Raw genomic sequence first — 26641 nt, forward strand, 5'->3', positions numbered from 1 at the left:
GCCAGCCGCCTCGCTGCATCGGGCAACGCCAGCCGCCTCGCTGCATCGGGCTACGACAGCCGCCTCGCTGCATCGGGCAACGACAGCCGCCTCGCTGCATCGGGCAACGCCAGCCGCCTCGCTGCATCGGGCAACGACAGCCGCCTCGCTGCATCGGGGGCCAAGTCCACCGTTATCTCCGCAGGCCGCGGCAGCCATGCATCGGCGGCTGAAGGTGGCGCGATCGCCCTTGCCTGGTGGGATCACAACGCAGATCGTCCGCGAGTCTCCGTGGCCTACGTCGGCGAGAACGGCATCAAGCCGAACGTCGCGTACTGCCTCGATGGCGACGGCAAGTTCTTGGAGGTCCGCTAATGAGCGCCCTCGCCTGCCGAGTCACCTCTGACGAAGCCGCCCACGACGCCGCTGTCATGGCGCACGAGGTCAAGGCCAAATCGGCAATGTCGGACTACGGCCACGACGCCCGTCACAAGGCGCTCGACAGGGCGCTGGACAAGAACGGCGAGAACATCGTGGCCGATGCGCTGAGCGAAGACGTGTCGCGCGGTGACTGCGCATTGATCGCGCATCACATCCGCAACGGTAACGCTTTCGACCTCGCGTACCTGATGCGCCGCATCCTGATCAGCTCGCTTGGCGACAGCCTTGACGATTCGACCGAAGCAATCGCGCTCGACATGGCGGGCGACGCATGACCGCCGCCCTTGCCTAGCTATTCCGCACGCCGGAAGGCATCGCTCTCGTCGCCATCGTCCTGTTCTGCATCGCTTACGTGATCGTCGCGCTGATCTGCGGCAACCGTCGCTGCGGCTGCAGCGGGGATCGCGTGGAGTGCGATGCGATCGGCACTGACCTTGTAGACCAAATTCGCCGTAACGGAGGTGCGTGATGGTCCGCAAAATTCATTTAGGAGAGATTTCGATGAATCTTCAATTTAAGTCCAAGGAGGCATTGATAGACGCATTGAATGCCCGCCGGAAGTGGGCTGTTGCACTCGATGCCAAGAACTCCGCACAGCACATGCGCGCCGAGGCTGCATTCCTTGGCGCCTTCCGCAAGGCCTGCAGCGCAGCATCCAAGTGGTCATACAAGACAGCCAAAGATCACTTCTTCCAGTTGGACTTCAGAAAACATGACCGGCCGCAGTGCCCCGAGCCTCTGGCTCCGATGATCGATCGCTTCATAGAGACGATCCAGCGCGATGGCCGAACCCGTTACACGATCACCTCTGACGGGACGTTCCATCGCATTCATCACCTGCTGACTCATGACGAGAAGGCAAAGCCGACTGTTTGCGATTAGCCCATGCCCCCGCTCAGCTACCGCCCCCACTTCCCCGCCGGCACCCGCGGGATCGACGCGCATCTGCACTTGCGCCCCGGATACCGGCTGACCCTTCCGCGCTTCGGCTTCCTCGCCGTGCGCAACCGTGACAAGTCGCCGCCGCCGATGGCGGCATAGATCAGGAGATTCAGATGAGTGCAGTCGCAACTATTCAGGCACAGCCTGCAGGCCCGTCACTGACGTCCAGGTTCGGTAATCGCTACGGCGTGGACCCGACGAAGGTTCTCGCCACGCTACGCGCAACCTGCTTCAACGTGCGCGGTGTCGAGGTCACCAACGAGCAGATGATGGCTCTGCTGATCGTTGCCGACCAGTACAAGCTGAATCCGTTCACGAAGGAAATCTTCGCCTTTCCGGACAAGGGCGGGATCGTTCCAGTCGTCGGCGTAGATGGCTGGTCGCGGATCATCAATGAGCACGCCCAGTTCGACGGCCTTGATTTCGAGACGGACCCCGAAGGCACGTACTGCACCTGCATCATCCATCGCAAGGACCGGGCGCATCCGATCAAAGTCACGGAGTACATGGCCGAGGTCAAGCGGCAGACCCAGCCGTGGCAATCGCACCCGCGCCGCATGCTGCGTCACAAGACACTGATCCAGTGCGCCCGCATCGCGTTCGGCTTCGCTGGCATCTACGACGAGGACGAGGCGCAGCGGATCATCGAAGCTGATGCCGCGCCCCTTGATGCGAAGGCCGAAAAGGAAGAACGCAAGACGCTGACTCAGGCGATTCTCGCGCACGCCGATTCGATCAAGGCCATCAAGGATGGCATTGCCAGAGGCGATCTGTCGCGGGCCTCCGAAGCCTGGGCCGAACTCGACATGGAAGAACAGCAATCTCTGTGGGTCGCTCCGACGAAGGGCGGGCCGTTCACCACGCAGGAACGCGAGGTGATGAAGACCAGCGAGTTCCGACTGGCTAACGGCAACATCGAAACGGCTGTCGTCGTGGAGGCTCAGTAATGGCTCGCGGCGTAAACAAGGTCATCTTGATCGGCAACCTCGGCAAAGACCCCGAGACACGCTCCTTCCCCAGTGGCGGCAGTGTCACGAACGCCACGCTGGCGACTTCCGATTCCTGGAAGGACAAGGACGGCCAGCAGCAGGAACGTACCGAATGGCACTCGCTCGTGTTCCACAACCGGCTGGGCGAGATCGCCGCGCAGTACCTGCGCAAGGGCAGCAAGGTCTACATCGAGGGGTCGATCCGCACCCGCAAGTGGCAGGACAAGGCGACCGGCGCGGACAAGTACACGACCGAGATCCATGTCAACGAAATGCAGATGCTTGACGGCAAGCAGGACGGCGGTTCGCCGTCACGCGCTGCGCCTGCCGCAGCGGCAGATGCTCCGTTCGACGATTCGGACATTGGGTTCTGACCAGTGACCGCCCGCCTCATCTCCGACGCCCTCACTGGCTCTGAATCACGCGAAGTCTGCGATGCGTTCCTGCACGCAGCAGAGCGATTGGACGAGTCAGGCAACGTCGCTTAGTTCGTCCGCGACTTTCGGATCGCGATCGATCTGGCCGAGCGACTGGCGGGGATGGAGGTGGGTTCATTCGAGCGGCGCGTACTGGTTCGTCGGAGAGATGACCAGATCGCGCCTTACATGAGATTGATGGAGCAAGCCGCATGAAAAAGCAAATCGAGACGCCGCATATCGAAGGCGTGCTGGCTGACGTAAATCTGAACATGGTTGATCGCATCGCCTTGGTCTGCGCCAAGCGTGATGTTCGCTACTACCTCGAAGGCGTGGCGATTCAGCCCCATCCTCTGGGCGCCGCGGTCATCGGAACCGATGGGCATCGGATGATCGTTGGCATCGACAAGAAGGGCAAATGCACCGAGTCAATGATCATCGGTGTAGCGCGCAGCTCCTTCAAGAAGATCGGCGAGTCTGATCGGATGCTTGTCACGGAAGCGCCGTTTCAGGACAGCCACTATCTCGCGCTGCACCGTTCGGACCTGACCAAGCAGATCATTGCCACTCAGCTTGCTCCGCGCATCGTCGGGAAGTTCCCAGACTGGCAGAAGGTGATTTGCCCGGAGCAGATCGCTGCGTCGACCAAGATGTTTCTGAATCCCGCCTATCTGGCAGACATGACCAAGGCGCTGAGTTTCGGCAAGTACAACGGCGTGCGAGTCTGGTCGTCGCGCGCAAGTGACACCGCAGAGGAAGGCTCGGGGTCTATCTACATGATGCCGGGCGGATCACAGCCCGATGGCGTCGAGATGATTGGCCTCGTGATGCCGATGCGTGACATCGCTACCGCCAAGCTGCCCGAGTGGGCCTACATGGGTAACGGCAAGAAAGCCGCCGCCGAGCCAGAGCGGAAAGCCGCATGAATTGCCCGAACTGCAACCTACCCATCACCGGCCCGTCCCTCCCCGTAGACGGCGAACCGTTCCACCTCTCCTGCGCCGAATCGCTCCTGCGCGAGATCAAGGAAGTGCCGCAGCAGGAGGTGTTGGGGCTGGATGATCTTTTGGAGATGAGTCATGTCTGAGAACGCACACGACCTGATGCGTCGAGCGCTGTACGAGGCCAAGGAGTTCAACCGCGCCGCTGACAACTCTGCAGGCACGATGGCTCAGTTACTCGAAGGCCGTCTGCGCCATGTGCCGAGCCATCTGCTGGCGAAGCTCAAGCGCGAACTGCGCGACTTCAACATCCATGCCGGAGCGTGGAAGCCATGAGCAAGAAACGCGAACGGCGCCAGGCTCGGCGCATCAAGGAAAAGTTCAAGCGGGGAGCGATGTGAATGTGGCTTCACGTTCCATCGCCAACATCAGCCTGTGCTCCGGAGTCGCCATGCTCGACGAAGGTGCGCGAGCTGCATTCGACCTACTCGGATTCGACTTTCGCACTGTCTGCTACGTCGAAAGGGAAATCCCTGCAGCCAGCCAGCTTGTCACGCTTATGGAAGCGGGCCTCATCGACTCAGCGCCTATCTGGTCTGACCTTGTCACCTTCAGAGGCGCAGATTGGCGCGGACGCGTGGATTGCATCACTGCCGGTTTCCCCTGCCAGCCGCATAGCGTTGCCGGGAAAGGCAAAGGCCTCGAAGACGATCGCTGGATATGGCCCGACATCGTTCGGATCATTCGCGATGTGGGACCCGAGTTCGTCATCTTGGAGAACGTCCCAGGCCTCGCTTCTACAGGAGGACTCGATGCCTGCATCGGCGATCTTGCCTCGCTGGGGTTCGCTGCGGAATGGGCGTGCCTATCCGCGGCAGCCGTTGGCGCTTCGCATCAGCGCGAGCGGCTGTTCATCGTGGGCTACGCCGGACTGCAACACGGCGACTTACAGCAACGGGCGATTCGGACAGAACATTGGCGAGCAGGCCGCGACCTGGCCGACCCCAACCGCGGTGAATCGCGTCCGCGACGAAGAGACGATGCAGAAATGCGCGGACTTCCGGAAGCGCAACGCGAACCAGAACACGGTGCCTCTGTACCTGGCGGAGGTTGTAGCAATGTGGCCGACGCCGGCGGCACGCGACATGAAGGGCGCGAATTCGGAGCAGCACTGCATGGTCACTGGGGGGCAGGAAGCACATGGATCAGCTAGCCAACTTCGTGGCCTATTCGCCCCAGGCCCAGACGATCCACGGTGGGCAGCAATCCTCGAACGATGGCCCTGGCTCGCCCCGGCGACTGAACCCGGCGTTCGGATGCTGGTTGATGGGCATTCCCTGCTGGTGGACACATCCCGAACTGAGCAGCTTCGCGCAATCGGAAATGGCGTTGTACCGCTCTGCGCTGCGGCAGCAATTGTTGAACTTGTGCGGAGACTCGCAAATGGATGAAGCCGCATGACCCCCACTCACCGCGCCGACCTCGAAACCGCCCTAGACGTAATGGACGCGCTGATCCGCGAGCGAGGCGGTCACACGAAGCAGAGCCGGGCTGCTTTCCTTCGCGGCATTCGATTGGTACGCGAAACCCCACCCGGCTTCCGTCGCCTGCGCTCTGACTTTGCAACGAGTGCTCCGACGCCGCAGATGGAGATTGAGGCATGACCGACCTATCCGCAAAGGTAGCGATGAATCTGGAGATGCATTGCCACTACTGCTGCAAGTCGTCGAATGATGTTCCGGCGATGGTTCGCAGCGAGGAAGGCGTCTGCATCTGCAATGAGTGCGTCGGCGTCTGCGAGGACATCATGCTCGCTGGGAAGCATCCGTGTCGCGCAGTCGAAATGGCCTCCCTGATTGCAGAGCAGGCGAAGCGGATTGGGGAGTTGGAGCGGGCTATGTCTGACGTGCTGCCCGGCCCCTACTACATGGACCCGCCAGACGGCGGCGATGTCACGATCATCGAGCAGCTGTCGCGCATGGCGAAGGATGCGGCGCGGTGGCGAGCCCTTGAGTTACGCACCAATGTGGAATCGTTTTCAGCAGATGGCAGATGGGTCCTATTAGTCCGGCTGCCGTGGGCGCATTCGTTTATTGCCGCTATCGACGCCGCCCTCTCTGCCGTGCAGGCGAAGGAGAAGGGGGAATGAGCGCTGCATTCAGCCCTTGTCGCACTTACCGCTATTCGCTGACCCGCTGGTGGGCCGGCAGCGCGCGCGTTCCCGGCATCGATGTGATGTTCATTGGCCTCAATCCGAGCACGGCGGACGAGACGAACGATGACCCGACCATTCGGCGTTGCATCGGCTTCGCTAAGTCCTGGGGATTTAGCGGACTGGTGATGACAAACCTGTTCGCATTGCGCGCAACTGATCCAAAGGAAATGAAGCGCGCCGCCGACCCTGTTGGCAGCGAGAACGATGAAACGCTTATGAAGCTGTCGGCATGCTGCGGGCTCGTCGTTGCAGCATGGGGCGCGCATGGCGAACACCTTGGCCGCGCTGCCGCAGTGCGCTCGATGATTCCGCGCCTGCACTACCTCAAACTGACAAAGGACGGCCATCCGTCGCACCCGCTGTATCTGAAAGGCGATCTGACTCCGCAGCTTTGGATGCCCCCAGCCGCCCTCCAGAGCCATCAATCCACCGGAGAGGGGAAGGTATGAGCGGCGCAACAGTTGAAGTGAAATGTAGGTGCGGCGTGATGTTCACGGCTCGCGTTGCCGACCGTAAGCGTGGCTGGGCGAGGTCATGTAGCAAGTCCTGCGCCGCATCAAAGCGAGAGAAGCGCTTGAACCGTGGCCGTGTATGGGAGCAGTCCGGCTATGGCTACAAGGACAGCCTTCACAACTATGCCGCCACCGAAAGCGAAGCCGGCTGGGACGGCCATAAGGGAGTTTTCTGAGATGACCAACCCCACCCATGCCCCGGATGCGGATGTTGTGGCAAGGATGTCTGATATCGATGCCAGAGACATCCTGATCGACCACAACCGCTGGCGGCGCGGTGATGACACGGCGCAGCGAGGCGATCCTGCGCGTGTCGGGCGCGCTATCGACACGGCCATCACCGCGCTTTCCACCATCGCCCACCAGTCCGCAGAGCTTGAGCGGATGCGGGAGAGGGTGAAGGTTCTGGAAGGAGCGTTGCGCGGCATCCTGCCTCTGGCCGAGAACGATCATTGCGGCGGTCCCGACACAGGGGCATTGCTCGAAGCCGCCCGTGCCGCCCTCAACCCCGTGCAGAAGGGGGAAGGGTGATGAGCGCCCCAACGTCTGTCGAAAGGATTTACATCGATGGCGTCGATCAGGACCGGGAGTTCTGCCTGCGCTGCGGCTCCACGTTTCTTGATACCGGCTGGGAATGCACCGAATGCGACTACGACAACCGGCCTCACTACTTTCGCGCCCCACCCCAACCACCGACCGCCACCCGCAATGATGAGGGAGAAGTGAGATGAATCTGATCAACAAGCTGAATCTGTGCTGGCGCATTCTGCGTCGCCCGACCGGCGACCTGTATGCGCACGCTGAGCGCGAGCTACCGAAGTCCCAGGCAGCAGACGACATGCAGTTCGACATGAACCGCTGCGTGCTGGAGCTTATCCATGTGTTCTCGACGCAGGGCCACAGCGGATTTAGTGCCAGCTACGCAACGTCGCAGATCGAGAAACTTCTGCGCTACGAACCGCTGGGGCCGCTACTCGGCACCGATGACGAATGGGTCGAGGTCGGACACGGCATCTTCCAGAACAACCGTTGCGGCCGTGTGTTCAAAGAGAACGGCCAAGCCTATGACATCGACGGCAAGGTCTTCCGGGGCGCGGATGGCGCCGGATACACGAATTCCGACAGCCGCGTCAACGTCACATTCCCGTACACGCCTCACACAGAATACGTCGAGGTCGCCCCATGACCCACTCCACCGAGGACGTGGTGAAGGCTCTGGAGCGGGCGATTCGAGAGAACGAGCGAATGATTCGGGCCGGCGCCTGCGCGACTGATCATCGTGAGAGCTTGTGCGTTGCTGACCTCGCCACCCTGCGCGAACTGCGCGAGGCGCTGGCGAAGGGGCCGTTGAAGCGCATCAACCTTACAAACGACTCTGGGGATGTAGTTGGTCATCTGAGCATCCCCTATGGAGTGCACGTCTACGCCCTCACCACGAAGGATTTGCCGGAGCAGAGCGATGCTACCAAAACCAACTAAATGCACGCCGATGGGCGAGTACCGTTGTCAGGTTCCGATGCCGCTGAATGGCCGCACACAAGGAATTGACTACTGCATTGCAGACATCGTCGCTGCGCTCAATGCAGCGAACCTCAAGACCGTAGCTTCATGCTGCGGGCACGGCGACGAATCCCTTGCAGTGATCAGCTTGGAGGACGGCAGGCAGCTGCAAGTTTCCGGACACAAACCGACGCAGGAGCAGAGCGATGTTGTTCTTTGAAGATAAATGCCGGCAGGCACAGAGTATTCTGGAAGTTGTTCAGCTTGCTGGTGAACATCTGCGGGACATTGCCCAAAGAGGATTTGGCGCCATCTTTCCGGCGGCGGTTCGCGATGTCGCAATTCAGTTGGAGTCGGCCACGGCCAGACACCTTCCCAGTGTTCGGGAAGCACTCGGACCGTGGTTGCATGCCGGCGGCAAGCCGTTTGAGTTTGACCCCCCTCTTTCTATTCGAACGACTCACAAGTTGAAGGTCTGGCCGAAGTATTACAACGACTTAGTCGAAGGTCGCAAGCCATATGAAATCCGCCAGAACGACCGGGACTTCAAAGTCGGTGATCGATTGCACCTGTGTGAGTGGTGCCCAGAGGTCAAGATTTTTAGCGGCAGAGAGCATTACCGACAGATCGTATACATGACCGATGGTGGGAGTTGGGGCCTGCCGGAAAGCATGTGCGTTCTCGGGCTCGATCCGTTCTACGCGAGGTATGTGCCGCAGCACGGGGCGATCAAGGTGCAGAGCGATGGGCAGCGTGAATTGAAAACCCTGCCCGGATTCGATTCGCTCCCCGACGATTTTGAAACCGGCGACTACTAAGGAGCAGAGCGATGGATAGTGTTGAGAAGGTGATCGCGGATGGAATGCAGCTTTGCCGAGGTTACGACCAGATTGGTGCTGGGCATGCAGCGCAGCCTGTCCGCGATCTAATGAATCGCCTTGCCGCTATCGCAGCCGCGCAGGGGGAGGTGGTGAGGGACTGCAATTCAGAGCGCCTTGCTTCGCGGATTCGTCAGATCGCCCTGCAAGTGGAGCGCGCAGATCACTCGCTGGAGCTGTATCGCATTGCGGACGATCTGCCAAAGACTGTCCCTGCAACCACGGTGTTCTGCGTTCCGGTCGAGCATGAAGGTCGCATTGTGTACGACCACTCGGACAAGCCAATTCCGATGGCCTGCAACTTCAAGCTCTACACCCACCCTGCGCCCGCTGTCGGCGTGCCGGATGCGCTGAAGGCGATTGCAGCCGAGCGCCGCCGGCAGATCGAAACGAAGGGCTGGACGCCGGAGCATGACGACGCGCACCCGAGTGGCGAGATTGCCGCGTTTGCTGCCGTCTATGCGATGCCGCCAGCAGCCCGCGAATGGCCGGCGAAAGAGACGGGCTATGGTAAGACGTTCGCTGAAGCAATGACGCCGCTTGGCTGGGTGCCGAAGTTCAGCGACGACCGCCGCCGTGAGCTGGTCAAGGCCGGCGCATTGATCGTCGCCGAGATCGAGCGGCTGGGCCGGGAAGCCGCCTCCCCCACCCCTCAGCAGGTGCGCAAGGAGGGGGATGGGTCATGAGCAATTCCATCCGCAGCGCGATGAGCGACATCGAAGATCAGATCGCCGCCAATCAGATGAACGCCGCCCAGGTCTTTACCGCCATGAGGCAGCTTGTTCGTCGGCAGGCGGCTATTCCAGCAGCGAAGTCGCCCAGCGATGGCGCGGGTGACGAGGACAGCTACAACCGGGGCTGGAACGATTACCGCGCAGCCATGCTCTCAGCAGCGCCTGCGCAGGGGAAGGTCTAATGAAAGTATCCCGCAGAGAATTTATGAAATTGGCCTTGGGCGCGGCTGCGGCAGCGGCATTGCCAGCCCCATTGGCCGAGTCCGCATCGCTCATGGACTTTACCGTCGAAGGATTCTGCGCGCCTTTAGCCACACAGGGGCCGTGGGATCACATCGCGGTTTCAAGGATCAACGGCGGGTTCAAGTTCTACGTCAACGCTGTAGAGGTTGTCGAATCCCACCGGCTGATCAGAAACTACGCGCCGACTCTGCTAAGGGAAGCGGTCAACTATCTCCCCCAGCTTGTTGGTGTCGATATTGCCGAATGCGAAGAATTCCTTGTTGATTCTTACAGAATCACAAGTGAAGTGGCGCGGGCGCCGGAGGCAATGCTGACTCAAATGCTGCCTCACACGCCAACCAATCTATTCAACGGATTCATAAGCGATGTCAATGTCGAAACATTCGCTAAGTATCCAGGGCTTTTTGTCGAACCGGATTGTCCTTGGCCTGCGCAGGGGAAGGAGGGGTAGATGACCGAATTCAATCCGCCAGAACTCTGGGACGCGCAGAAGATCGCCGGTTACATCGGCGTGTCGACGAAGACCGTTCTAAATCACCGAGTCCACCAGCAGGGGTTCCCGCCGCCAGTCGCAGCAGGCGGTCGGCGTAAGCTCTGGCTCGCGCAAGACGTTGTGCGCTACCTCACCCGCCGCGCAGCCTAGATGCCAACTCTGTCGCGGTCGGGTTGTAATAGGTCAGCAGCTCGGACAGATTCGAGTGGCCGACCATGCGCGCCAGATCGCGGACGTCGAGAATACGGGCCAGGCGCGTGATTGCCTCGTGTCGCGTGTCGTGGAACGTGTATTGCCCGCCCACTTCGCGGCGCATCTTGCGGAACAGAGCGTCCAGCTGAGCGCCGTTCATCGGGAACGGGACGGCCTTGTCCAGAGAGTCGAGGATCGACACAGCACGCTCAGTCAGCGGAACGTCCCTCCCCGGCCCCGTCTTGCTCTTGTCGATCCTGACGAAGTGCTGCGAGAGGAAGATGCGATCGCCGCGCAGCGCCAGGATTTCCCCGGCGCGCATCCCTGTTTCCAGCGCGAAGTCGAAAGCCGCGGCGACGATCTGAGAGCGCGTCTGCGGTTTGATTCCCCGAACGTAGCCCCACCGCTTGAACAAAGCGTCAGCATCGGCCTCGCTGATGCGCATGATCCGAGGCGCAGGCGCAGCAGGCCGGCGTACATCCCGCATTGGATTGGAGCGCACCCAGCGCCACTCGCGGCGGGCATGCTCGAATACCGACGACAGCAGGCCCATCTCGCGCAGCACGGAGCCGGGCTTGACGGCCTTGAGCCGAGTGTCGCGCCAGTCGGCCAGATCAGTTGCCGTGATCGTGCTCATCGGCTGATGAGCGCATTCAATCTCGCGGGCGATCTTGAGCAGGCGCACTTCCTCCCATTGCCTGCCGCGCTTCGATGGCGTTACTTCCTTGGCGTACTTCTTCAGCCCTTCGGCCAGCGTGTCAGACGAGACAGAGCCGCCCCGGATCTCGTCTTCACGGCGCTTGGCCCATACCTGGGCCGCTGTCTTGGTGTTGAAGCTGGCAGATTCCCGCTTGCCCCTGACGACGACTTCAGCGCGCCAGCGGTCCCCGCGTTTCCTGTACGTCGCCATGCTTGGCGTACCCTTGGCGTAGTCAGACAGGCGGGATTAGGCCATGAGCGGGAACAGGCGGGCTACAGCCGGTGCCGCCGATCCCCGCCAACCCCCTGAGTTATCCCGATATTTACCGCTAACGGATGTGTGCGGGAGCAGGCGGGGAACTAGGGGTGGTGCCGGAGGTGGGACTCGAACCCACACGCTTTTAAGGGCGGCGGATTTTGAGTCCGCTGCGTCTACCAATTCCACCACTCCGGCGCAGGACGCGCATTATATAGAGCGCCCGCCGACCCGCCAGTCCGGTGGAATCGATAGCCGCCAATCAGATGCGGAAATCGACGCGCAGGCCAGCGAAATAGCCCGAAATCTGCGCCGAGTTCTGCGCGCGGAACATCGTGCCGCCGCCACCGAGACGCAGTTCGACCGCATCGCTGGTGTAGACCGGCACTTCGAGATTGACGCCGAAGCTGACGCCGCTGAGGGTTTCCGACCCGGTCGCGGTTTCCAGCTTGGTCTGCGCAACGCCGATCGCCGCGCCGACCTCGAACAGGTCGAACAGCACGCCGGTCGGCACCAGATAGGCGCCGTAGAATTCTTCGGTGCTGTATTCGTCGGCTTCGAGATCGCTGGTGTCGTCGGTGCCGGCACCGATGTGGACTTCGAACCCGATCTTCTGGAACAGGCGCACGCCGAGGCGGGCGCGGACCATGCTGGAATCGAAATCCTCACCGCCGAATTCGGTCTTCAGGCTGTCCTTGCTGAACTTCGCCTGGGTCCAGACGTAGTCGGTGCCGACATACAGTTCCCAGGGATCGGACTCGTCCGCGGCGGTATCGGCTGGCGCCTCCTCGGATTCGGCCACTTCGGAGACGGCTTCAACCTCGACGGTCTCCTCGACCACCACGGCCTCGGCGGTCGCAGCATCGGCAGGCACTTCTTCGGCAACCGCCGCTGCGGCTTCCGCGGCGCCAGCTTCGGCTTCAGCCGTCGCTTCGGCAGTGGCCTCGGCAGCCGCTTCAGCGCCTTCGGTAGCGGCCTCGGCGGCTGCATCGGTGGCTGCATCGGCAGCTTCGGTCGCCCCGGCGGCTGCCGCATCGCCGGCTTCAGCCGTCGCGTCGGCGGCTTCGCCCGCGGCGTCCGCGGCCGCGGGTTCTTCGGTGCCGAAACCGGGCGTTGCCGCGGCCTCGTCCTGGGCTGCAACCGGGCCTGCGGCCAACATCAAAAGGATCAAAACGCCGAGCTTCTTCATATACATCCCCCAATCTCCGGCACGGTAGTCTGCGCAGTCATCGCTGCTTGAGCTGCACGGTAATTTGTTGATCGGTGCAAACGCAACACATCGGGCGGATGTTCGTCGATTTTGACCCTCAAATCCACCGAGATCGCTTCATCCCGCGGCCAAGCCGGTATAGTGCGGGCGCGCCGCGCCCGGACCCTGATCGACCTTCCTGATCGACTCCATGCTCCCTCCCATCCAGTACTGCAACGCCTGTGGCCAGACGGTCGAGCACCGGATTCCGGCGGGCGATCACCTGCCGCGCCATGTGTGCCCGTCCTGCGGCCACATCCAGTACCAGAATCCCAAGGTCATCGTCGGCGTCATTCCCGAGTGGCAAGACGGCCGCATTCTCATGTGCAAGCGCAATATCGAGCCGCGCCTGGGCCTGTGGACCTTCCCGGCCGGCTTCCTCGAGCAGGGCGAGACCACCGCCGCCGGCGCCGCGCGCGAGGCCGAGGAGGAGTCGCTGGCAAAGGTCGAGGTCGGCCAGCTGCTGATGGTCATCAGCGTGCCCTACGTCAGTCAGGTCTACATGGTCCATTGCGGACGCCTGCAGTCGGCCGAATTCGGCCCGACGCCGGAAAGCTCGGAGGTCCGCCTGATGCGCGAGGACGAGATTCCCTGGGACGAAATCGCCTTCCCGACGATCTTCCACAGCCTCAAGCAGTTCTTCGCCGACCGCAGCGCCGGCCAGTTCCAGACCCATGCGATGGACCTGAGCTTCCGCCCGCGCCGACCAGCGGCAGCTGATGCCGTCTGAATGCGTGAAGACTTTTGGGTGGCGCTTCCATAAAATGCGCCCTCGTTTTACCGGACTGGCTTAGAGAACCATGACTTTTGTCGTCACCGAAAACTGCATCAAGTGCAAGTACACCGATTGCGTGGAAGTCTGTCCGGTGGATTGCTTTCACGAAGGTCCGAATTTTCTGGTGATTGATCCGGAAGAATGCATCGACTGCACGCTGTGCGAGCCGGAATGCCCGGCCGAGGCGATTTTTGCGGAAGACGATCTGCCGGAAGCCCAGGCGCAGTTCAAGGAACTCAACGCCGAGCTGACCAAGCTGTGGCCGGTCATCACCGAGCGCAAGGACGCAGTCGAAGGCGCCAAGGAGTGGGACGGCAAGCCGGGCAAGCTGGACCTGCTCGAACGCTAGGCGGCTGCGGCATCGAATACGGCGCGGCACCTGTCATGGGTGCCGCGCTTTTTTGTGGGCTCAGGGAATGTCCGGCAACGGCACCCAGCGCAGCGCCGGGTCGTCGATCAAGGGCAGATACAGCGCAGCGCGGACCGGGCGCTGGTCCAGGCGCCGCATGATCGCGCAGTAGTTCGCCAGCTGCGGCGCGTATCTCTGCTGCTCCTGCGCGACGAAGCCAGCCAGATCGGCACCCTCATGGCTGCTGGTCTTGAAGTCGACGATCCAGCGTATTCCGTCGGCATCGACAAAGGTCCGGTCCAGCACATGGCGGCGCGCCTGGCCGTCGACGATGACGCTCAGCGCCAGCTCGCTCGCCGCTTCGCTGTGCAGCGGATCGAACAGCCAGCGGCCGCGCTCGTCGCCAATCGTGTGCTGCAGCGCGCGCACCACGCGTTCTGCAGCCGCCGCGCTGCGCGCTTCCGGCACGCCTTCGCGCAGCAGATCCTCGGCAATCGCGCCGCTCATCTGCATGCAGCGCGCCGCATCCCAGCCGGCGACACCGGTCTGCGCCAGCGCCTCGACCCAGCGGTGATAGACGACGCCGATGCAGCGCGCCGTCTCGCCGGACCAGTCGAAACGCAGTTCCTCGTTGGCAACCGCGCGCAACGGCGCTGGCGGCGGCAGTCCGGCTTCGCGCTCGGGCGCCTGCCAGTCCTGCAGCCGGCGCAGCGGCGGCGCCTCGAGGCCGGTTTCCGCGGTGATTGCCGGCGTGACCGCTGCCGGCGGCGGCGCGAGACCCGCGAACTCGGCTTCGACCGCCGGCCACAGGCGCGCGAGCAGGCTGCGCGACGGCGGCAGCTGCAGCTGATTCTCCTTCGTGCTCGCGCGCACGGACGCGAACAGGTGCAACTGCTGGCGCGCACGCGTTGCCGCGACGTACAGCAGGCGGCCATCTTCATAGGCCTGCTTCTCGGCCTCGATGCTGCGAACGAATTCGAAGCAGGCATCGGCCTCGTCGCCGCGCGCCTGCACCGGCGCCAGCAGCAGACGGTTCTCGCCCTGCACGTCGGTCAGGTGCGCCCAGACGATCGGCGGCCGGTCGTCCGAACGCGTGCCGCGGCCGAGCGCCGGCACGATGACGACATCGAATTCGAGCCCCTTGGATTTGTGGATCGTCATCAGGCTGACGACGCTGTCGTCGCCCTGCTCCGGCGCCGCCTTGAGCTTGCCGAGCGCGAGATCGAGCTGCGTCAGGTCGTCGAGCAAGGCGCCCGGCGCGATGTTCTGCAGGCACTCGAAGAACGTCGCGGCATCGGCCAGCGCAGTGGGCTGATCGACGCAGGCAGGGCCGCCAAGCGCCAGCCACACGGCTTCGACCCAGCGCCGCAGCGGCTCGCGCCCCTGCACTGCGTAAGCCCGCTCGATGACCGCGAGCGGCACGGCGAGGCGTTGTTGCGCATCGGCGCTCAGCCGCTGCAGGCGCTGCGGATCGCGCAGCGCGGCCAGCAGGCTCTGCTGGCGCGGCAGTTGATCGCACAGCACATTCAGGTCGGCCAGCTTGAGTCCGCACCACGGCGCGCGCAGCACGGCGAGCCAGGCGCTGCGCTCGAGCGGCTGCAGCAGCGCGCGGGTCAGCGCGCGCAGGTCGGCGATCACCGGGCGCTGCGCCAGCGCCTCGATGTCGACCGCGCGATAAGCGATCCCGGCCGCGCGCAGCGCCGGTGCGATCACGTCGAGATGACCGCGGCCGCGTACCAGCACGGCGATGCGGCTCGATGGCTGCGCCTGTCGCCGCTGCCGGACGATCTCGACGACCTGCTGCGCCTCGTCGGCCGCCGACGCATCGATCTGCGCATGCAGCGTCACCGCCGGCCCGTCGTCCGCGCAGCGCGTCGCAATCGCCTCGCTGTACGGCACTGCGCTGCGATTGAGATCGGCCTGTGCGGGAAACACCTGGGCAAAGTGATCGTTGACCCAGTCGACGATGCCGGCCTGCGAACGGAAGTTGCACTTCAGGCTCAGCGGCGTCAGTTGCAGATCGCCGATGCCGTCGCGCTGCGCCCGCAGGAACAGCCCGACATCGGCCTCGCGGAAACGGTAAATGCTCTGCATCGGATCGCCGACGACGAACAGCGTGCGGCTGCCGTCATCGACCCAGCCCGCCGTCAGCTGCAGCAGCAGCCGCCACTGCAATTCCGAAGTGTCCTGGAATTCGTCGATCAGCAGATGGCGGATTTGATAATCGAGGCGCAGCGCGAGCTCGCTGGGATCGCTGGCACCGCCCAGCGCGACGATCGCTTGCGCAGCGATCTCGGCGAAATCGACGGCGCCGTGCTCGGCGAACACCAGGCGCAGATGCGCGGCGGCGAGCAGCAGCGTATCGAGCAGCGCTTCGAGCACCGCCCACTGCGCATCGGCGTACTGCGGCGATGGCAGCAGGCGCAACGACTGCAAACGCGCGAGCAAACCAGGCTCGGCGGCAAGACGCTCGATCAACGCCAGATGCGCTTCCTTGCGCTGCGCGTGCTCGCCCTTGCCCGCTGGAAAGCCATTGTTCTTGGTGACGCTGGCGCGCCAGTCGTCGTCGGCCTTGAGCACCAGCTGCACCAGTGCCTGCCATTGCGGCAGTGCCGCCGGCAGCGGCAGGGGCCAGCCGCCGCGGCTCAGCTGCTGCAGCGGATGCGCCGGATCTTCCGGGCAGAGATTGACCGCGGCCCAGGCCGCCGATTCGATCCATTGTTCGGCGAGCGCCGCGGGCACCGCCTGCGACAGCTGCGCAAGCGCATCGCGGACGACCCAGTCGAGCGTGGCTTCAAGCACCGCGCGCGGTCGCTCGGCGCGACGGTCGCGGGTGACGAGACCCAGCCATTGATCGCGACGGCCGAGCAGGCCGACCAGCTGCGCCTCCAGCAGATCGGCGCGATTGTCGAAATGCTGCAGCACGCGGCGCACCGCGGCGGCATGTTCGCCTTCGCTCTCCAGCGTCGCCAGCACCGCGCGCGCGGCCTCGCGATACAGCGGCTCGGCGGCATCGGTGACCTCGACGCGGCCACCGAAGCCGGCGGTCAACGGCGACTGCTGGGTGATCTGCGCGCACAGCGCATCGATGGTCAGCACGCGCAGACGCTGCGGGCTGTCCTGCAAACGCCAGCCGCGTTCGCGCGAGCGGCGCAGCACGGCGCCGGCCAGCGTCCAGGTCTGGCGCGCGTGCGGCTCCGCGGGCTCCGGTCCGTCGGCCGCGCAGATCGCGACATAGACGCGGTGGCGCATCTCGGCCGCGGCCTTGCGCGTGAAGGTCATCGCGACGACTTCTTCGGGCTCGTCGGCCGTCGCCAGCAGGACCAGCAGGCGCTGGGTCAGCAGCTCGGTCTTGCCCGACCCGGCCGGCGCCTGAATGATGAAGCTGCTCCGCGGATCGAGGGCGGCGCGGCGCTCGGCGGCATCCGCGATGGGCGCAAGCTCGCTCATGGCGAGGCCTCCGCGAACTCGTCGTCGCCATCGTCGGCGGCGGTGTCGGCCACTTCGTTGATGCGGCAAGCGGCCTGCAGATGACAGTCGCGGCAGGACTGCTGCACATTCTTCGGCGTGACGCTGGCGAGGCCGCGCGCGACTTCGCCGGCGAGCGTTTCCAGCCGGCCGCGCCATTGGCCCAGCAGCGCATTCCAGTTCTCGACATCGCGCATGTCGCGATGCTGTGCGAGGGACTTCAGCCCCGGCGCGAGATCCTCCCGCGCGGCAACGCCCTCGAAGCCGAGCCGGCCGGCATCGAGATAGGCAAAGCTCACCGCATCGACGTCCGGCTGCAGCAGCCCATACAGCAGCAGCTGCGGCTCCTCCGGCCGGCCATCGGCCCACGGCGCCTTCTTGCGCGCACCGGACTTGTAGTCGAGCACCAGATGGCCGCCGCCTTCGATGCGATCGATGCGATCCGCGCGCAGGCTCAGCAGGATGTCGCCGAACGCGAACGGCGTCCGCATTGGCGGGGCATCGTCATCCGGACTCGCGCCTTCGAGCTGGACCACCGTGAACGGCACGCGCTGCGCCTCCAGCGCCAACCACTCGAGAATGCGCGCGCTCAGGCGCTGAGCCTCAAGCTGCTGGAAGGCCGGCGTCAGCCGCTGCGGCGCACGCTGCGCCAACTCCTGCACGGTCTGTTCGACGCAAGCCTGCACCCGTGCCGCCAAGGTTTCCGCATCGAGTGCGACCAGACCCGCGTGGTCTTTCAGTTCGCGCCACAGCCGTTCCAGCGCGCGATGCAGCAGGTGGCCGCGATCCGGCAGGCTCGGCCCGTAGCCAGGATCAGGCCAGCGTTGAGCGCCGAGCCGATGCGTCGCGTTGGCGCGGAACGGGCAACGCGCCTGGTCGCCGATCAGGCGTGCGCCACCCGGCACGGCAATCGTTCTATCCGGCGGCGGTGCATAGGCATCCGCCAACTTGATCAGACTGCCGCTCCGTGCACTTCGCAGCCATGACTGCGGCAAGGCCGGTACGGCGTCGACCGTCTCCTCGACGATGTCGGCGATCAGCGGACTCGCCTGCAACGTCTGATCGCCATCGGTAGCCGGCCAGCTGAAAGTCACCTGCGGCGCGGCGCGGCGCCATTGCTCCGTGCAGCGTTGCGCCCATTCGAGTTCCTGCGCCGTCGATGCGTGCGGCATCGCCAGGCTGCGCTGCAGCGCGAACGGAATGAAGGGATTCGGCCGGCCGGTCGGCGGCCAGTGCTGGTCGTCGAGACCGAGCACCCACAAGGCATCGAAGTCCATGCCTTTGGCTTCCAGCGCGCCGAGCACCTGCACCTTGACCGGCGGCGTCTGCGGCTGGAAGACCCGCCGCGAAACCAGCTGCTGCAGTTGCATCAGCGCACCGGAAGCCGGCACCTTGCCCAACACGCGGCCGACGCGACCCAGCTCGTGCAGCAGCTCGCGCCAGACTTCGAGCGCCTGGTATTCGGCGCTGTCGAGCGTGCGCGGCCCCGGCCAGGCTGCCGCGCCGAGCCAATGATTGAAGCGCTCGGCCCAGGTGCCCGCGTCGGTGCGGTCGCGTTGCGCACTCGCCGACGCGAGGCGATCCAGCTGCGCGACCAGCGCGGGATGGCGCCAAGCACGCTGACGCAGCACTGCTACACCGATCTGCCAGTCGGCCTCTTCGCGCAGCTGCCGATCGACGTCGGCGCGGGCGAGCACATCGTCCGCGCTGTCGCCCCAGTACGGCGTGCACAGCAGCGCCGTCGCGCGATCCAGACTCAACCCGCTGACGACCAGCCGCAGCAGATCGAGCGCGGCGGCGACGATGCCGACCTCGCCCAGGCCCTGACCGAGGCTGAGGTTGTAGGGCCGCTCCTGCGCGCTGCCGGCGAGCGCGTCGCGTTGCGGACAGAGGATTTCGTCGAACACTCGCAACAGATCGGCACGCCGCGCACCGAGATCCGGAACGATGACGCCGATCCGCGCATCGGGCCGCGCCAGTGCCGTCGCACGCAGCCACTGCGCCGCCGCGCGCAACTCCTGCTCGGCGCTGGCGGCCGCGACGCGCCGGCACTGTGCGACATGCTGTGTCGCCTGCCAGATCACGGCCTCGCTGCCCGCGGCCGCGAGCGCGGCAACCAGGGCCGCAAGATGCGGAGGCGGCTGCTCGAAGCCGGCCAGCACGACCAGCCGCGGCGCCTTCAGTGCACCCGCGGCCAGTTGCTCGATCACCAACTGCCAGACATCGCCGGCATCCAGGCGCCGCAGTTTGCGCAGGCGTTCGCGGTAGCTGCGCGCCCATTGATTGAAGCGTTCGACGTCCGGCGTGGCGGCCTCCAGCGGCAGCTTCAGCCCGTAATCCTGAGCCAGCTTCCAGGCCTCGGCCGCCTGCCTTGCGGCATCGGCTTCGCGCAGCAACGGCGAATCGGTCCGCGCCTCGGCGACAACGATGCGCCACAGCAGATCCGTCTCGGCCGGGCTCAGACTGCCGGCGGCCGGCGGCGCGCTGAAAGCCTGCTGAGTCGCCGCGCGCGCGGCCAGTTCACGGATGAAGACTTCCGCGGTCGTCATCGACACCGCGGCCCAGGCCGTCACGCCGCGTTGCGCCTGCCAGTCTGCGTAGCGTTCCTGCTGATAGGTCGCCAGACGCGGGCTGGCGCACAGCACGACGCAGTCCGCCGGCAGGGTGGCGGGCAGTGCGGCGAAGCGCTCGAACAGGGCGCTCGAATCTGTGGCCGGAAAGTTCATCGAGGCGCTAGTTTCAATCATTCTTGGCTCATAATCCGAGCCCACCATCCGCCGTTAGCCGCGACACCGGTCCTGCATGATCGCCTGGCAGTCTTTTGTCTTCCTGTTCCTGCTGCCAGCCACGGACCTCGCCCTGCGCCTGTGCGGGCTGTCCGGCTGGCTGGTCGCCGCGGTCGATCTCGGCGTCCTGCTGGTACTGAGCGTGCAGCTGCCGCGGCGGCTCGACGCACGGCCCGGCGCCTTCGATCCCGCTGCGCTGGCGCGCGCAATCGCGGCCTGCGCGCTGCTGCTGCTGGCCTGGTACCTGCTGCGCGTCTCCGGCTACAACTTCGGCGCCTACGGCGAGAACATCTACGACCTGCATTACGTCGCCAGCCTGGTGCGCAGCGACAGCTGGCCGGCGGCGGACCTGTGGAATCCGGGTGCGCGGGTCGATCACTACTACTACTTCGGCTTCTACGTCGTCGCGTTCTACACGCGCCTGCTCGGCCTGGAGATCGGCCAGGGCTACGTGCTGCTGTTGCTGCTGATTCCGCTCGTCGTGTTCGCCAATTTCTGGGCCGTGCTGCGCGGGCCTTTCGTGCTGCGCGCACTCGCGGCGTTCACCGCGACGTTCCCGGCCACCGGGCTGTCGGCGGTGATTGCCGGCCATTTCGTCGAGATCGCCGGCCACCTGCGCGGCATGTCGCATGTACGGCTGACCGAGTGGACCAATGTCGCGCCGCCTTCGGGATTTCTGGCCGACGTCATCCGCGGCTATGCCTATCCGGTCGAAGGGCTCGCACACATCCTCGGTTCGCTCGGCGATCTGCACCCGCCGGTGTTCACCTTCCTGCTGCTGGCGCTGGTGCTGTCCGCCCTGCTCGGATCGGCGGAGCACGGCGACGACGAACCCTTGCCGCGCTTCGGCCGCCTGATCGCCGGCAGTGCGATTCCACTGTCCTTCGTCATCAATCCCTGGACGCTGCCCTGCTTCGGCGTGCTCGGTCTGTATGCGCTGTCGCGGCCGCTGGCACTTCGGTCGGCCGCCTGGGTGCTGCTGGGCGCCGTGGCGACGCTGTCGCTGCTGAGCCCGATGCTGATGCAGCTGCAGCTGCAGACCGGCTCGGTCGGACTGCGCTGGCTCAGTGCGGATCAGCGTTCCACGTTGGCGCTGCTGCTGACCGTGTGGGGCCCCTTGTTCGCGCTGACCGCCTTGCTGATGCTCGGCGCCGGGGTGCGGGTGCGCTGGGTGCTCGTGCTGTGGTTTGTCGCGATGGTCGTCGGTCTGGAAGTCCTGCTGCTCGACGATCCGTATGGCGATCGTTACGAGCGTTTCAATGGCGTGCTCAAGGTCGGCAGTTTCGCCCTCGCCGGCTGGACTGCGGTCCTGCTCCACCAGGCCAGCCGCAGCAATCGGCGCTGGCTGTATCCGGTCGTGCTGGCGCCGCTGCTGTGTCTCGCCGCGGCGCAGCTGTGGGACTCGATCCTGCCGTCGGTGCGCAAGCCCTCCGCCGAGCGCAACTGGACGCTGCAGCCGCAAGGCATGCTGCCGGAAGCCGAACAGCGCGAGATGTATACGGCGTTAAGCCTGCGCTGCGCCGGCACGACGCTGGAGCATCAGACTTCGCAGGCCTACAGCCAGATTCCGCTGGTTTCCACGCTGCTCGGCTGGCCCACGCTCAGCGGCTGGACTTCGCACCTGAGCCAGATCGGTGCCTGGAGCCCGGCAGCGCAGGCGCGCTTCAAACAGGGCCAGCAGTGGTTCGCCAATCCGCAGACCGCGACGCTGCTCGCGGCCGGCGTGCGTTATGTGCTGATCGACAGCGGCCTGGGCTGGGACGAGGCCACGCTGCAACGTCACAGCGCGACGCTGACGCCGCTGTTCCAGTTCGTCCGCCTGGGCGGCGGCGACGGCATACCCGTCAGCGGTTATTTTTCCTGGAACGCGCCCTGCTCCGGCGAGCCTTCCTGACTGACCCGCTGCTCGACCAGATACAGGGGGCGCTGCTTAGACTCGCCGTAGATGCGGCCGACGTACTCGCCGATGATGCCCAGGCATAGCAGCTGCACGCCGCCGATGAACAGGATGCTGGTCACCAGCGTCGGGAAGCCGGCGACCGGATCGCCATGGATCAGCGTCTTGACGACGATGACGATCGCGAACAGGAAAGCGATGACCGAGACGATGAGGCCCATGTAGGTCGCGATGCGCAGCGGCGCCGTGGAGAACGACGTGATGCCGTCGATCGCGAGATTCATCAGCTTGAGGAAATTGAACTTCGACGCGCCGCCGCGCCGCGGATCGCGGTCGTAGAGCAGCTCGGCACTGGGGAAACCGACCCAGGCGAAAATGCCCTTCATGAAACGATGCGACTCGCGCAGCGTATTGACCGCCTGCACCGCGCGCGCCGACATCACGCGATAGTCGCCGGTGTCCGAAGGAATCTGGAACTCCGGATTGAGCGCGCTCATCAGCCGGTAGAACAGATGGGCGAAGAATTTCTTCTGCCAGGTTTCGCCGCGCCGCACATGGCGCCGCGCGTAGACGACGTCGTAACCCTCGCGCGCCTTGGCGAGCAGGTCGGGGATCAGTTCGGGCGGGTCCTGCAGATCGGCGTCGATGACGACGACCCAGTCGGCCCGCGCGTGATCGAGGCCGGCGGTCATTGCCGCTTCCTTGCCGAAATTGCGTGACAGCTTGATGGCGGTGACGCGCGGGTCGCCGAGCGCCATCGCGGCAACCACGGAGTGGCTGCGGTCGCGGCTGCCGTCATCGACGAACACGAAACGGAATGCGTAGTCCGGCGTCGCGTCGGCAACCGCCGTCAGCCGCTGCCAGAGCTTGGGCAGCACCGCTTCCTCGTTGTAGACCGGGACGACGACGCAGACGGTCGGCGGGCTACTGGTTCTGGAATGCGACATATTTTGCGTAGAGGAAATTGAAGATGAAGACCAGCAGGGTCGCCAGCAGCTGCGCCAGCAGATAGTTCAGGTCCAGCGCCAGCAACAGCGTCATCAGCAGCAGATTGAGCACCACCGACACGGCACCGCCGGCAAGGAACAGCGGCAGGGACCGCCGGTGGGCAACGGTACTGACGAAGGTCAGGTGGTAATGCGCGACATAATTGAACAGCATCCCGCAGACCGCGCCAAGCGTGGAGCCCGCCAGGGCCGGCAGGCGCAGCCACTCGACCGTCGCGTACAACACGGCAAAGTGCAGCGCCGTGCCGACGCCGCTCAGGGCACCGAACAGCAGAATCTGCAGCCATAGCCGGCCCTGACGCCCGCTTTGGCCCGGCGGTTGCGCTGAAGCTTGCAAGAGAGTGCTCAAGTTCGTCGCTGAAAGTCTGATTTTGCACGTAAACTTCGCGCTGCCGGGCAGGTTTCCTGTCCACCCGTCACGCAATATCGTCGCCACCGCATCCAGCAGGTTCGCGTTGAATACCACCGCACTCGTCACGCTTTACGGCATCAGCTTCCTGCTCATCGCCGGTCACGTCAGCAAACAACTGCAGCCTGCGCCTGGCCTGGCGCAGCCGGCGCTGGGCCGCTGGCAGATCCTCGCCTGGCTCGCGATCGGCATCGCGATGCGCCTGCCGAGCCTGTGGGATACCGGCTTTCACTACGATACCGGAACCTACAAGAGCTGGGCGATCACGGCGTCGGATCCGGCGAATCTGCTCGGCGTCTACAGCGACGGCCACTATACCGATCATCCCCCGCTGTTCATGTTCGTGCTCGCCGCGATCGGTGCGATTGCGCGCGGGCTGAGCTGGGAAACCTCGACGCATTTCACGGCGCTGATCAAGCTGCCGATGCTGCTCGCGGACATCGCGAGCGCCTGGATGCTGCTGCGCATCCTGCAGCGCGAGGGCTCGCCGTGGCGCGCCCTGGGACTCGCGAGCCTTTACTGGCTCAACCCCGCACTGATCTTCATCAGCTCGCTGTGGGGGCAGACCGACAGCCTGCTGTGCCTGCTGATGCTGCTGGCCTGGGATGCCTGGACCCGCGCGCGGCTGCCGCTCGCGGCGGCCATGCTCGCGCTGGCCGTTGCCTTCAAGCCGCAGGGGGCGGTCTACGCCGGCTTGTTCCTGCTGGCGATCCTCGTCGAACTGCGTCCGCGCCTGGCATTGATTGCCATCGCCTGCGGCTGCGCGGTCTATGCCGCGGTGGTGTTGCCGTTTGCTTGGTCGCATCCGCCGGAATGGCTGCTCGCGCTGTACATCGGCTCCGGCGCGGCAACCGACCCCAACTACATCACGGTCAACGCCTACAACATCTGGGCCCTGTTCGGACTCAACTGGCAGACCGAAGTCGGCAGCCTGCTCGGCTTGCGCACGCAGAGCTGGGCGATCGCGCTCACGGTCGTACTGCTCGCCGCACTGGCGCTGCTGACGGGTTGGCGCCTGCGCAATCAGGCCGATCCGGCAAAGCGCGGCAGCCACATCGCCTGGGCTTTCGTGCTGGCAACGATCGCGTTCTTCATGTTCGCGCCGAAGATGCATGAGCGCTACATCTTCATGCTGATCCCGTTCACGCTGCTGCTCGCGCCGCTACGTGCACGCATACCGCTGATGCTGATCTGGACGATCGCGGCGCTCGCCAACATCGCCTACGTCTACGTCTATTACATCGATCTGAAGTCGATCGCGCCGCATGACACGGCGTTCATCCGCATCAGTTCCGCATTCAATCTGATCGCGACGCTGCTGACGCTGATCTACTGGCTGGCGCCGGAATGGCTGGCGCGTGTCGGCGCCGGCCTGTCCGCGCGCTGGCCGCAGTGGAAGGAGCCCGAGCTGCCGGCGGGCGACCGCTGGAGCCGGCGTCACACGCTGGCCTTGATCGGCCTGACCTCGGCGGCACTCGGCATCGGCCTGTATCGGCTCGGCGCGATCGAGTATCCGGTGCACGGCATTGTCGGCGACGGCTTCACGGTCGAATACCAGTACAACGAACCGGTCGATGCGCGCTTCATGGTTCTGTACGCCGGCGAAAAAGCCAACGTCAACACGCCGGCCAAACTGAGCCTGCAGCGCGAAGACAACGGCAACTGGGTCGATCTCATCGCCGAACGCGAATTCAACGACTTCTATCACCTCTACGACATCAAGCTCGACAACCCTGGCCTGTCGACGCGCTACCGCTTCCGCACCAGCGGCAAGGACTGGCGCATCAACGAACTCGGCCTGCTCGGGCTCGATGGCGCCGCGCTGCTGCCGGCCCAGGTCGTCAACGTCGATGCGCCGCAAGCCGCGGAACAGCCCCTGGAGCCGGCCGACTACAGCGCGCTGACCGACGAGCCGGCGAACTGGCTGCATGGTCGCGGCTACATGGGCGGCACCTACTTCGACGAGATCTATCACCCGCGCACCGGCTACGAGTTCGTCCACAAGATCCGCCTCTACGACCACACCCATCCGCCGCTCGGCAAGTGGCCGATCATGGCCAGCATCGAAGCCTTCGGCATGACGCCGTTCGGCTGGCGCGTCTCGAGCGTGATCGCCTCGGCGCTGACGGTCGGCGTGCTGGCCTGGGGCGGCTGGCTGGTCGCCGGCAGCCTTGGCGGCCTGCTGCTCGCGGGCGGACTCGGCCTGTTCGAATTTTCACGCTTCACGATCGGCCGCTACGGCACCATCGACGGCTGGCTCGGCCTGTACCTGCTGCTGAGCTTCCTGTTCATGTGGCGCGTCTTCATCCGCAGCGCGCATGCCGACTGGCGCGACGGCTGGAAACTGTCGCCCGGCCTGCTCGCCGCCGGCGGCTTTCTCGGCGCCGCCATCGCGGTGAAATGGAGCGCGTTCTACGGCGGCATCGGCGTCTTCCTGCTGTTTGCGGCCAGCCTGCTCAGCACGCGCGCGGCTACGCCATCGGCCTGGCTGCGCAGCAACGCGCCACGAATGACCGGCGCCGCGCTGGCCTTCGGCCTGCTGCCCGCAGTGGTCTACTGGCTGAGCTATCTGCCGTTCATGCGCTGCATGGAAGGCTCGCCGGCCCTGTGGAGCGGGCAAGGCTGGCATGAGTTCATCAAGTCGCAGAAGTACATCTACAACTATCACTCGCAGCTGACGGACTCGCATCCGTTCGCCTCGGCGTTCTGGACCTGGCCGCTGACGCTCAAGCCGCTGTGGATCTTCACCGGCGAAGGCGAGCCGCGCACCGCGATCTCGATCCTCGGCAATCCGCTGATCTGGTGGGGCGGCCTGCTCGCGATCGTGCTCGTGAGCTGGCGCAATCTGCGCAGCAACTCACGCGCAGAGCTGGCACTGCTGATCGCCTGGGCTGCGCTGTTCCTGCCGTGGGCGATGGTCAGCCGCGCTGCCTTCATCTACCACTATTACCCCGCTGCGCTGATCCTGATTTTGCTGCTGACCCGCGAGCTGATGCAGTGGTCGCAGACCCCGCGCCTGCGCGACCTGCCGCTGTATACGCTGCTGTTCGCCGGCGCCCTGTTCAGCTGGTTCTACCCGACGATCTCGGGTCAGCCGGCGCCGTTGGCCTGGTTCGAATCGCTGCGCTGGCTGCCGACCTGGTGGATGCTCTGATTTATTAAGTTATTTTTAATCAATGACTTGAGTTTCATATTTCGAGTGACCTCCGAGGAACTTCACAGACACTCTGGCCGAGCCGCCAGCGCAAAACCTGCTTTTTGTTAGGCGTGA

The 26641-nt window shown here is 64.5% G+C and carries 32 protein-coding genes and 1 tRNA gene; 26 read left to right on the top strand and 7 right to left on the bottom strand.

Going from position 1 to position 26641, the window contains the following annotated elements:
- The 22 genes from AC3WUF_RS09720 to AC3WUF_RS09825 all read left to right on the top strand — a co-directional run.
- Positions 1 to 354: YdhT family protein (locus AC3WUF_RS09720; protein WP_492424915.1), on the top strand; the 354-nt coding region annotated here is incomplete at its 5' end.
- On the top strand, positions 354 to 695 hold the full coding sequence (locus tag AC3WUF_RS09725; protein WP_492424917.1) for a hypothetical protein: 342 nt from the start codon (positions 354 to 356) through the stop codon (positions 693 to 695). The genes AC3WUF_RS09720 and AC3WUF_RS09725, both read left to right, overlap by 1 nt.
- 193 nt (positions 696 to 888) lie before the next feature.
- The gene (locus AC3WUF_RS09730) at positions 889 to 1302 is read left to right on the top strand and encodes a hypothetical protein (protein WP_492424919.1); all 414 of its coding nucleotides are present in this window, start codon (positions 889 to 891) and stop codon (positions 1300 to 1302) included.
- Between the two features lie 3 nt (positions 1303 to 1305).
- Complete coding sequence (locus AC3WUF_RS09735; protein ID WP_492424920.1) at positions 1306 to 1461, top strand: hypothetical protein; 156 nt, start codon at positions 1306 to 1308, stop codon at positions 1459 to 1461.
- Positions 1462 to 1475: 14 nt separating this feature from the next.
- Positions 1476 to 2309, top strand: coding sequence for a phage recombination protein Bet (gene bet / locus AC3WUF_RS09740; RefSeq protein WP_492424922.1), 834 nt, complete (start codon positions 1476 to 1478; stop codon positions 2307 to 2309).
- Positions 2309 to 2725: a single-stranded DNA-binding protein gene (gene ssb / locus AC3WUF_RS09745; protein WP_492424924.1), complete on the top strand. Its 417-nt coding sequence runs from the start codon at positions 2309 to 2311 to the stop codon at positions 2723 to 2725. Before bet ends, ssb begins: the two co-directional genes overlap by 1 nt.
- A gap of 254 nt (positions 2726 to 2979) precedes the next feature.
- Positions 2980 to 3693 (top strand): hypothetical protein, encoded by a 714-nt coding sequence (locus tag AC3WUF_RS09750; protein ID WP_492424926.1) that lies wholly within the window; start codon positions 2980 to 2982, stop codon positions 3691 to 3693.
- Positions 3690 to 3854, top strand: coding sequence for a hypothetical protein (locus AC3WUF_RS09755; RefSeq protein ID WP_492424928.1), 165 nt, complete (start codon positions 3690 to 3692; stop codon positions 3852 to 3854). Before AC3WUF_RS09750 ends, AC3WUF_RS09755 begins: the two co-directional genes overlap by 4 nt.
- On the top strand, positions 3847 to 4044 hold the full coding sequence (locus tag AC3WUF_RS09760) for a hypothetical protein (RefSeq protein WP_492424930.1): 198 nt from the start codon (positions 3847 to 3849) through the stop codon (positions 4042 to 4044). The genes AC3WUF_RS09755 and AC3WUF_RS09760 overlap by 8 nt, the downstream gene beginning before the upstream one ends.
- Positions 4022 to 4921, top strand: a complete 900-nt coding sequence (locus AC3WUF_RS09765) for a DNA cytosine methyltransferase (RefSeq protein ID WP_492424932.1) — start codon at positions 4022 to 4024, stop codon at positions 4919 to 4921. Before AC3WUF_RS09760 ends, AC3WUF_RS09765 begins: the two co-directional genes overlap by 23 nt.
- A complete protein-coding gene (locus AC3WUF_RS09770) occupies positions 4909 to 5169 on the top strand; it encodes a hypothetical protein (protein ID WP_492424934.1) in 261 nt (86 codons plus the stop codon). Before AC3WUF_RS09765 ends, AC3WUF_RS09770 begins: the two co-directional genes overlap by 13 nt.
- A gap of 199 nt (positions 5170 to 5368) precedes the next feature.
- Positions 5369 to 5857 carry a ClpX C4-type zinc finger protein gene (locus AC3WUF_RS09775; protein ID WP_492424936.1) on the top strand — a complete coding sequence of 163 codons (489 nt, stop codon included), beginning with the start codon at positions 5369 to 5371 and terminating at the stop codon, positions 5855 to 5857.
- Positions 5854 to 6372, top strand: coding sequence for a DUF1643 domain-containing protein (locus AC3WUF_RS09780; RefSeq protein WP_492424937.1), 519 nt, complete (start codon positions 5854 to 5856; stop codon positions 6370 to 6372). Before AC3WUF_RS09775 ends, AC3WUF_RS09780 begins: the two co-directional genes overlap by 4 nt.
- Before the next feature lie 240 nt (positions 6373 to 6612).
- Positions 6613 to 6966, top strand: coding sequence for a hypothetical protein (locus AC3WUF_RS09785; RefSeq protein ID WP_492424939.1), 354 nt, complete (start codon positions 6613 to 6615; stop codon positions 6964 to 6966).
- A 196-nt stretch (positions 6967 to 7162) separates the two neighbouring features.
- Positions 7163 to 7621: a hypothetical protein gene (locus tag AC3WUF_RS09790; RefSeq protein ID WP_492424941.1), complete on the top strand. Its 459-nt coding sequence runs from the start codon at positions 7163 to 7165 to the stop codon at positions 7619 to 7621.
- Positions 7618 to 7914 carry a hypothetical protein gene (locus AC3WUF_RS09795; protein ID WP_492424943.1) on the top strand — a complete coding sequence of 99 codons (297 nt, stop codon included), beginning with the start codon at positions 7618 to 7620 and terminating at the stop codon, positions 7912 to 7914. The genes AC3WUF_RS09790 and AC3WUF_RS09795 overlap by 4 nt, the downstream gene beginning before the upstream one ends.
- A gap of 10 nt (positions 7915 to 7924) precedes the next feature.
- Complete coding sequence (locus AC3WUF_RS09800; protein WP_492424945.1) at positions 7925 to 8155, top strand: hypothetical protein; 231 nt, start codon at positions 7925 to 7927, stop codon at positions 8153 to 8155.
- The gene (locus AC3WUF_RS09805; protein WP_492424947.1) at positions 8142 to 8753 is read left to right on the top strand and encodes an ASCH/PUA domain-containing protein; all 612 of its coding nucleotides are present in this window, start codon (positions 8142 to 8144) and stop codon (positions 8751 to 8753) included. The genes AC3WUF_RS09800 and AC3WUF_RS09805 overlap by 14 nt, the downstream gene beginning before the upstream one ends.
- An 11-nt stretch (positions 8754 to 8764) precedes the next feature.
- Complete coding sequence (locus tag AC3WUF_RS09810; protein WP_492424949.1) at positions 8765 to 9499, top strand: hypothetical protein; 735 nt, start codon at positions 8765 to 8767, stop codon at positions 9497 to 9499.
- Positions 9496 to 9729 (top strand): hypothetical protein, encoded by a 234-nt coding sequence (locus tag AC3WUF_RS09815; RefSeq protein WP_492424951.1) that lies wholly within the window; start codon positions 9496 to 9498, stop codon positions 9727 to 9729. The genes AC3WUF_RS09810 and AC3WUF_RS09815 overlap by 4 nt, the downstream gene beginning before the upstream one ends.
- Complete coding sequence (locus AC3WUF_RS09820; protein ID WP_492424953.1) at positions 9729 to 10241, top strand: twin-arginine translocation signal domain-containing protein; 513 nt, start codon at positions 9729 to 9731, stop codon at positions 10239 to 10241. The genes AC3WUF_RS09815 and AC3WUF_RS09820 overlap by 1 nt, the downstream gene beginning before the upstream one ends.
- Entirely contained in the window at positions 10242 to 10433 is a 192-nt protein-coding gene (locus AC3WUF_RS09825) for a helix-turn-helix transcriptional regulator (RefSeq protein WP_492424955.1), read from the top strand. It begins immediately after the preceding gene.
- Here AC3WUF_RS09825 and AC3WUF_RS09830 read toward each other — a convergent pair.
- From AC3WUF_RS09830 to AC3WUF_RS09840, 3 genes are all read right to left on the bottom strand, one after another.
- A complete protein-coding gene (locus AC3WUF_RS09830) occupies positions 10414 to 11385 on the bottom strand; it encodes a tyrosine-type recombinase/integrase (RefSeq protein ID WP_492424957.1) in 972 nt (323 codons plus the stop codon). The genes AC3WUF_RS09825 and AC3WUF_RS09830 overlap by 20 nt on opposite strands.
- 156 nt (positions 11386 to 11541) lie before the next feature.
- Positions 11542 to 11628: transfer RNA gene (locus AC3WUF_RS09835), tRNA-Leu, on the bottom strand.
- A gap of 64 nt (positions 11629 to 11692) precedes the next feature.
- Positions 11693 to 12589, bottom strand: a complete 897-nt coding sequence (locus tag AC3WUF_RS09840) for a hypothetical protein (RefSeq protein ID WP_492424959.1) — start codon at positions 12587 to 12589, stop codon at positions 11693 to 11695.
- A gap of 241 nt (positions 12590 to 12830) precedes the next feature.
- Between AC3WUF_RS09840 and AC3WUF_RS09845 the strand changes: the two genes are divergently transcribed.
- Together AC3WUF_RS09845 and fdxA are read left to right on the top strand one after the other, a co-directional pair.
- A complete protein-coding gene (locus AC3WUF_RS09845) occupies positions 12831 to 13409 on the top strand; it encodes an NUDIX hydrolase (RefSeq protein WP_492424961.1) in 579 nt (192 codons plus the stop codon).
- 70 nt (positions 13410 to 13479) lie between these two features.
- Positions 13480 to 13803, top strand: coding sequence for a ferredoxin FdxA (gene fdxA, locus AC3WUF_RS09850; protein WP_492424963.1), 324 nt, complete (start codon positions 13480 to 13482; stop codon positions 13801 to 13803).
- A gap of 60 nt (positions 13804 to 13863) precedes the next feature.
- Here the strand turns inward: fdxA and AC3WUF_RS09855 are convergent, their stop codons facing one another.
- Complete coding sequence (locus AC3WUF_RS09855; RefSeq protein ID WP_492424965.1) at positions 13864 to 17253, bottom strand: UvrD-helicase domain-containing protein; 3390 nt, start codon at positions 17251 to 17253, stop codon at positions 13864 to 13866.
- Positions 17250 to 20018 carry a PD-(D/E)XK nuclease family protein gene (locus AC3WUF_RS09860; protein WP_492424967.1) on the bottom strand — a complete coding sequence of 923 codons (2769 nt, stop codon included), beginning with the start codon at positions 20016 to 20018 and terminating at the stop codon, positions 17250 to 17252. The genes AC3WUF_RS09855 and AC3WUF_RS09860 overlap by 4 nt, the downstream gene beginning before the upstream one ends.
- A 55-nt stretch (positions 20019 to 20073) precedes the next feature.
- On the opposite strand from AC3WUF_RS09860, the gene AC3WUF_RS09865 reads away from it, so the two are divergent.
- Positions 20074 to 21951 carry a DUF2298 domain-containing protein gene (locus AC3WUF_RS09865; RefSeq protein WP_492424969.1) on the top strand — a complete coding sequence of 626 codons (1878 nt, stop codon included), beginning with the start codon at positions 20074 to 20076 and terminating at the stop codon, positions 21949 to 21951.
- Here the strand turns inward: AC3WUF_RS09865 and AC3WUF_RS09870 are convergent.
- Together AC3WUF_RS09870 and AC3WUF_RS09875 are read right to left on the bottom strand one after the other, a co-directional pair.
- Positions 21909 to 22901 carry a glycosyltransferase family 2 protein gene (locus AC3WUF_RS09870; RefSeq protein WP_492424971.1) on the bottom strand — a complete coding sequence of 331 codons (993 nt, stop codon included), beginning with the start codon at positions 22899 to 22901 and terminating at the stop codon, positions 21909 to 21911. The two genes, AC3WUF_RS09865 and AC3WUF_RS09870, sit on opposite strands and share 43 nt — an antisense overlap.
- Positions 22879 to 23427, bottom strand: a complete 549-nt coding sequence (locus AC3WUF_RS09875; protein WP_492424973.1) for a GtrA family protein — start codon at positions 23425 to 23427, stop codon at positions 22879 to 22881. The genes AC3WUF_RS09870 and AC3WUF_RS09875 overlap by 23 nt, the downstream gene beginning before the upstream one ends.
- On the opposite strand from AC3WUF_RS09875, the gene AC3WUF_RS09880 reads away from it, so the two are divergent.
- Positions 23417 to 26524 carry a phospholipid carrier-dependent glycosyltransferase gene (locus AC3WUF_RS09880; protein ID WP_492424975.1) on the top strand — a complete coding sequence of 1036 codons (3108 nt, stop codon included), beginning with the start codon at positions 23417 to 23419 and terminating at the stop codon, positions 26522 to 26524. The two genes, AC3WUF_RS09875 and AC3WUF_RS09880, sit on opposite strands and share 11 nt — an antisense overlap.
- Positions 26525 to 26641 lie beyond the last annotated feature (117 nt).

Source organism: Fontimonas sp. FW305-C-3 (assembly GCF_058783185.1).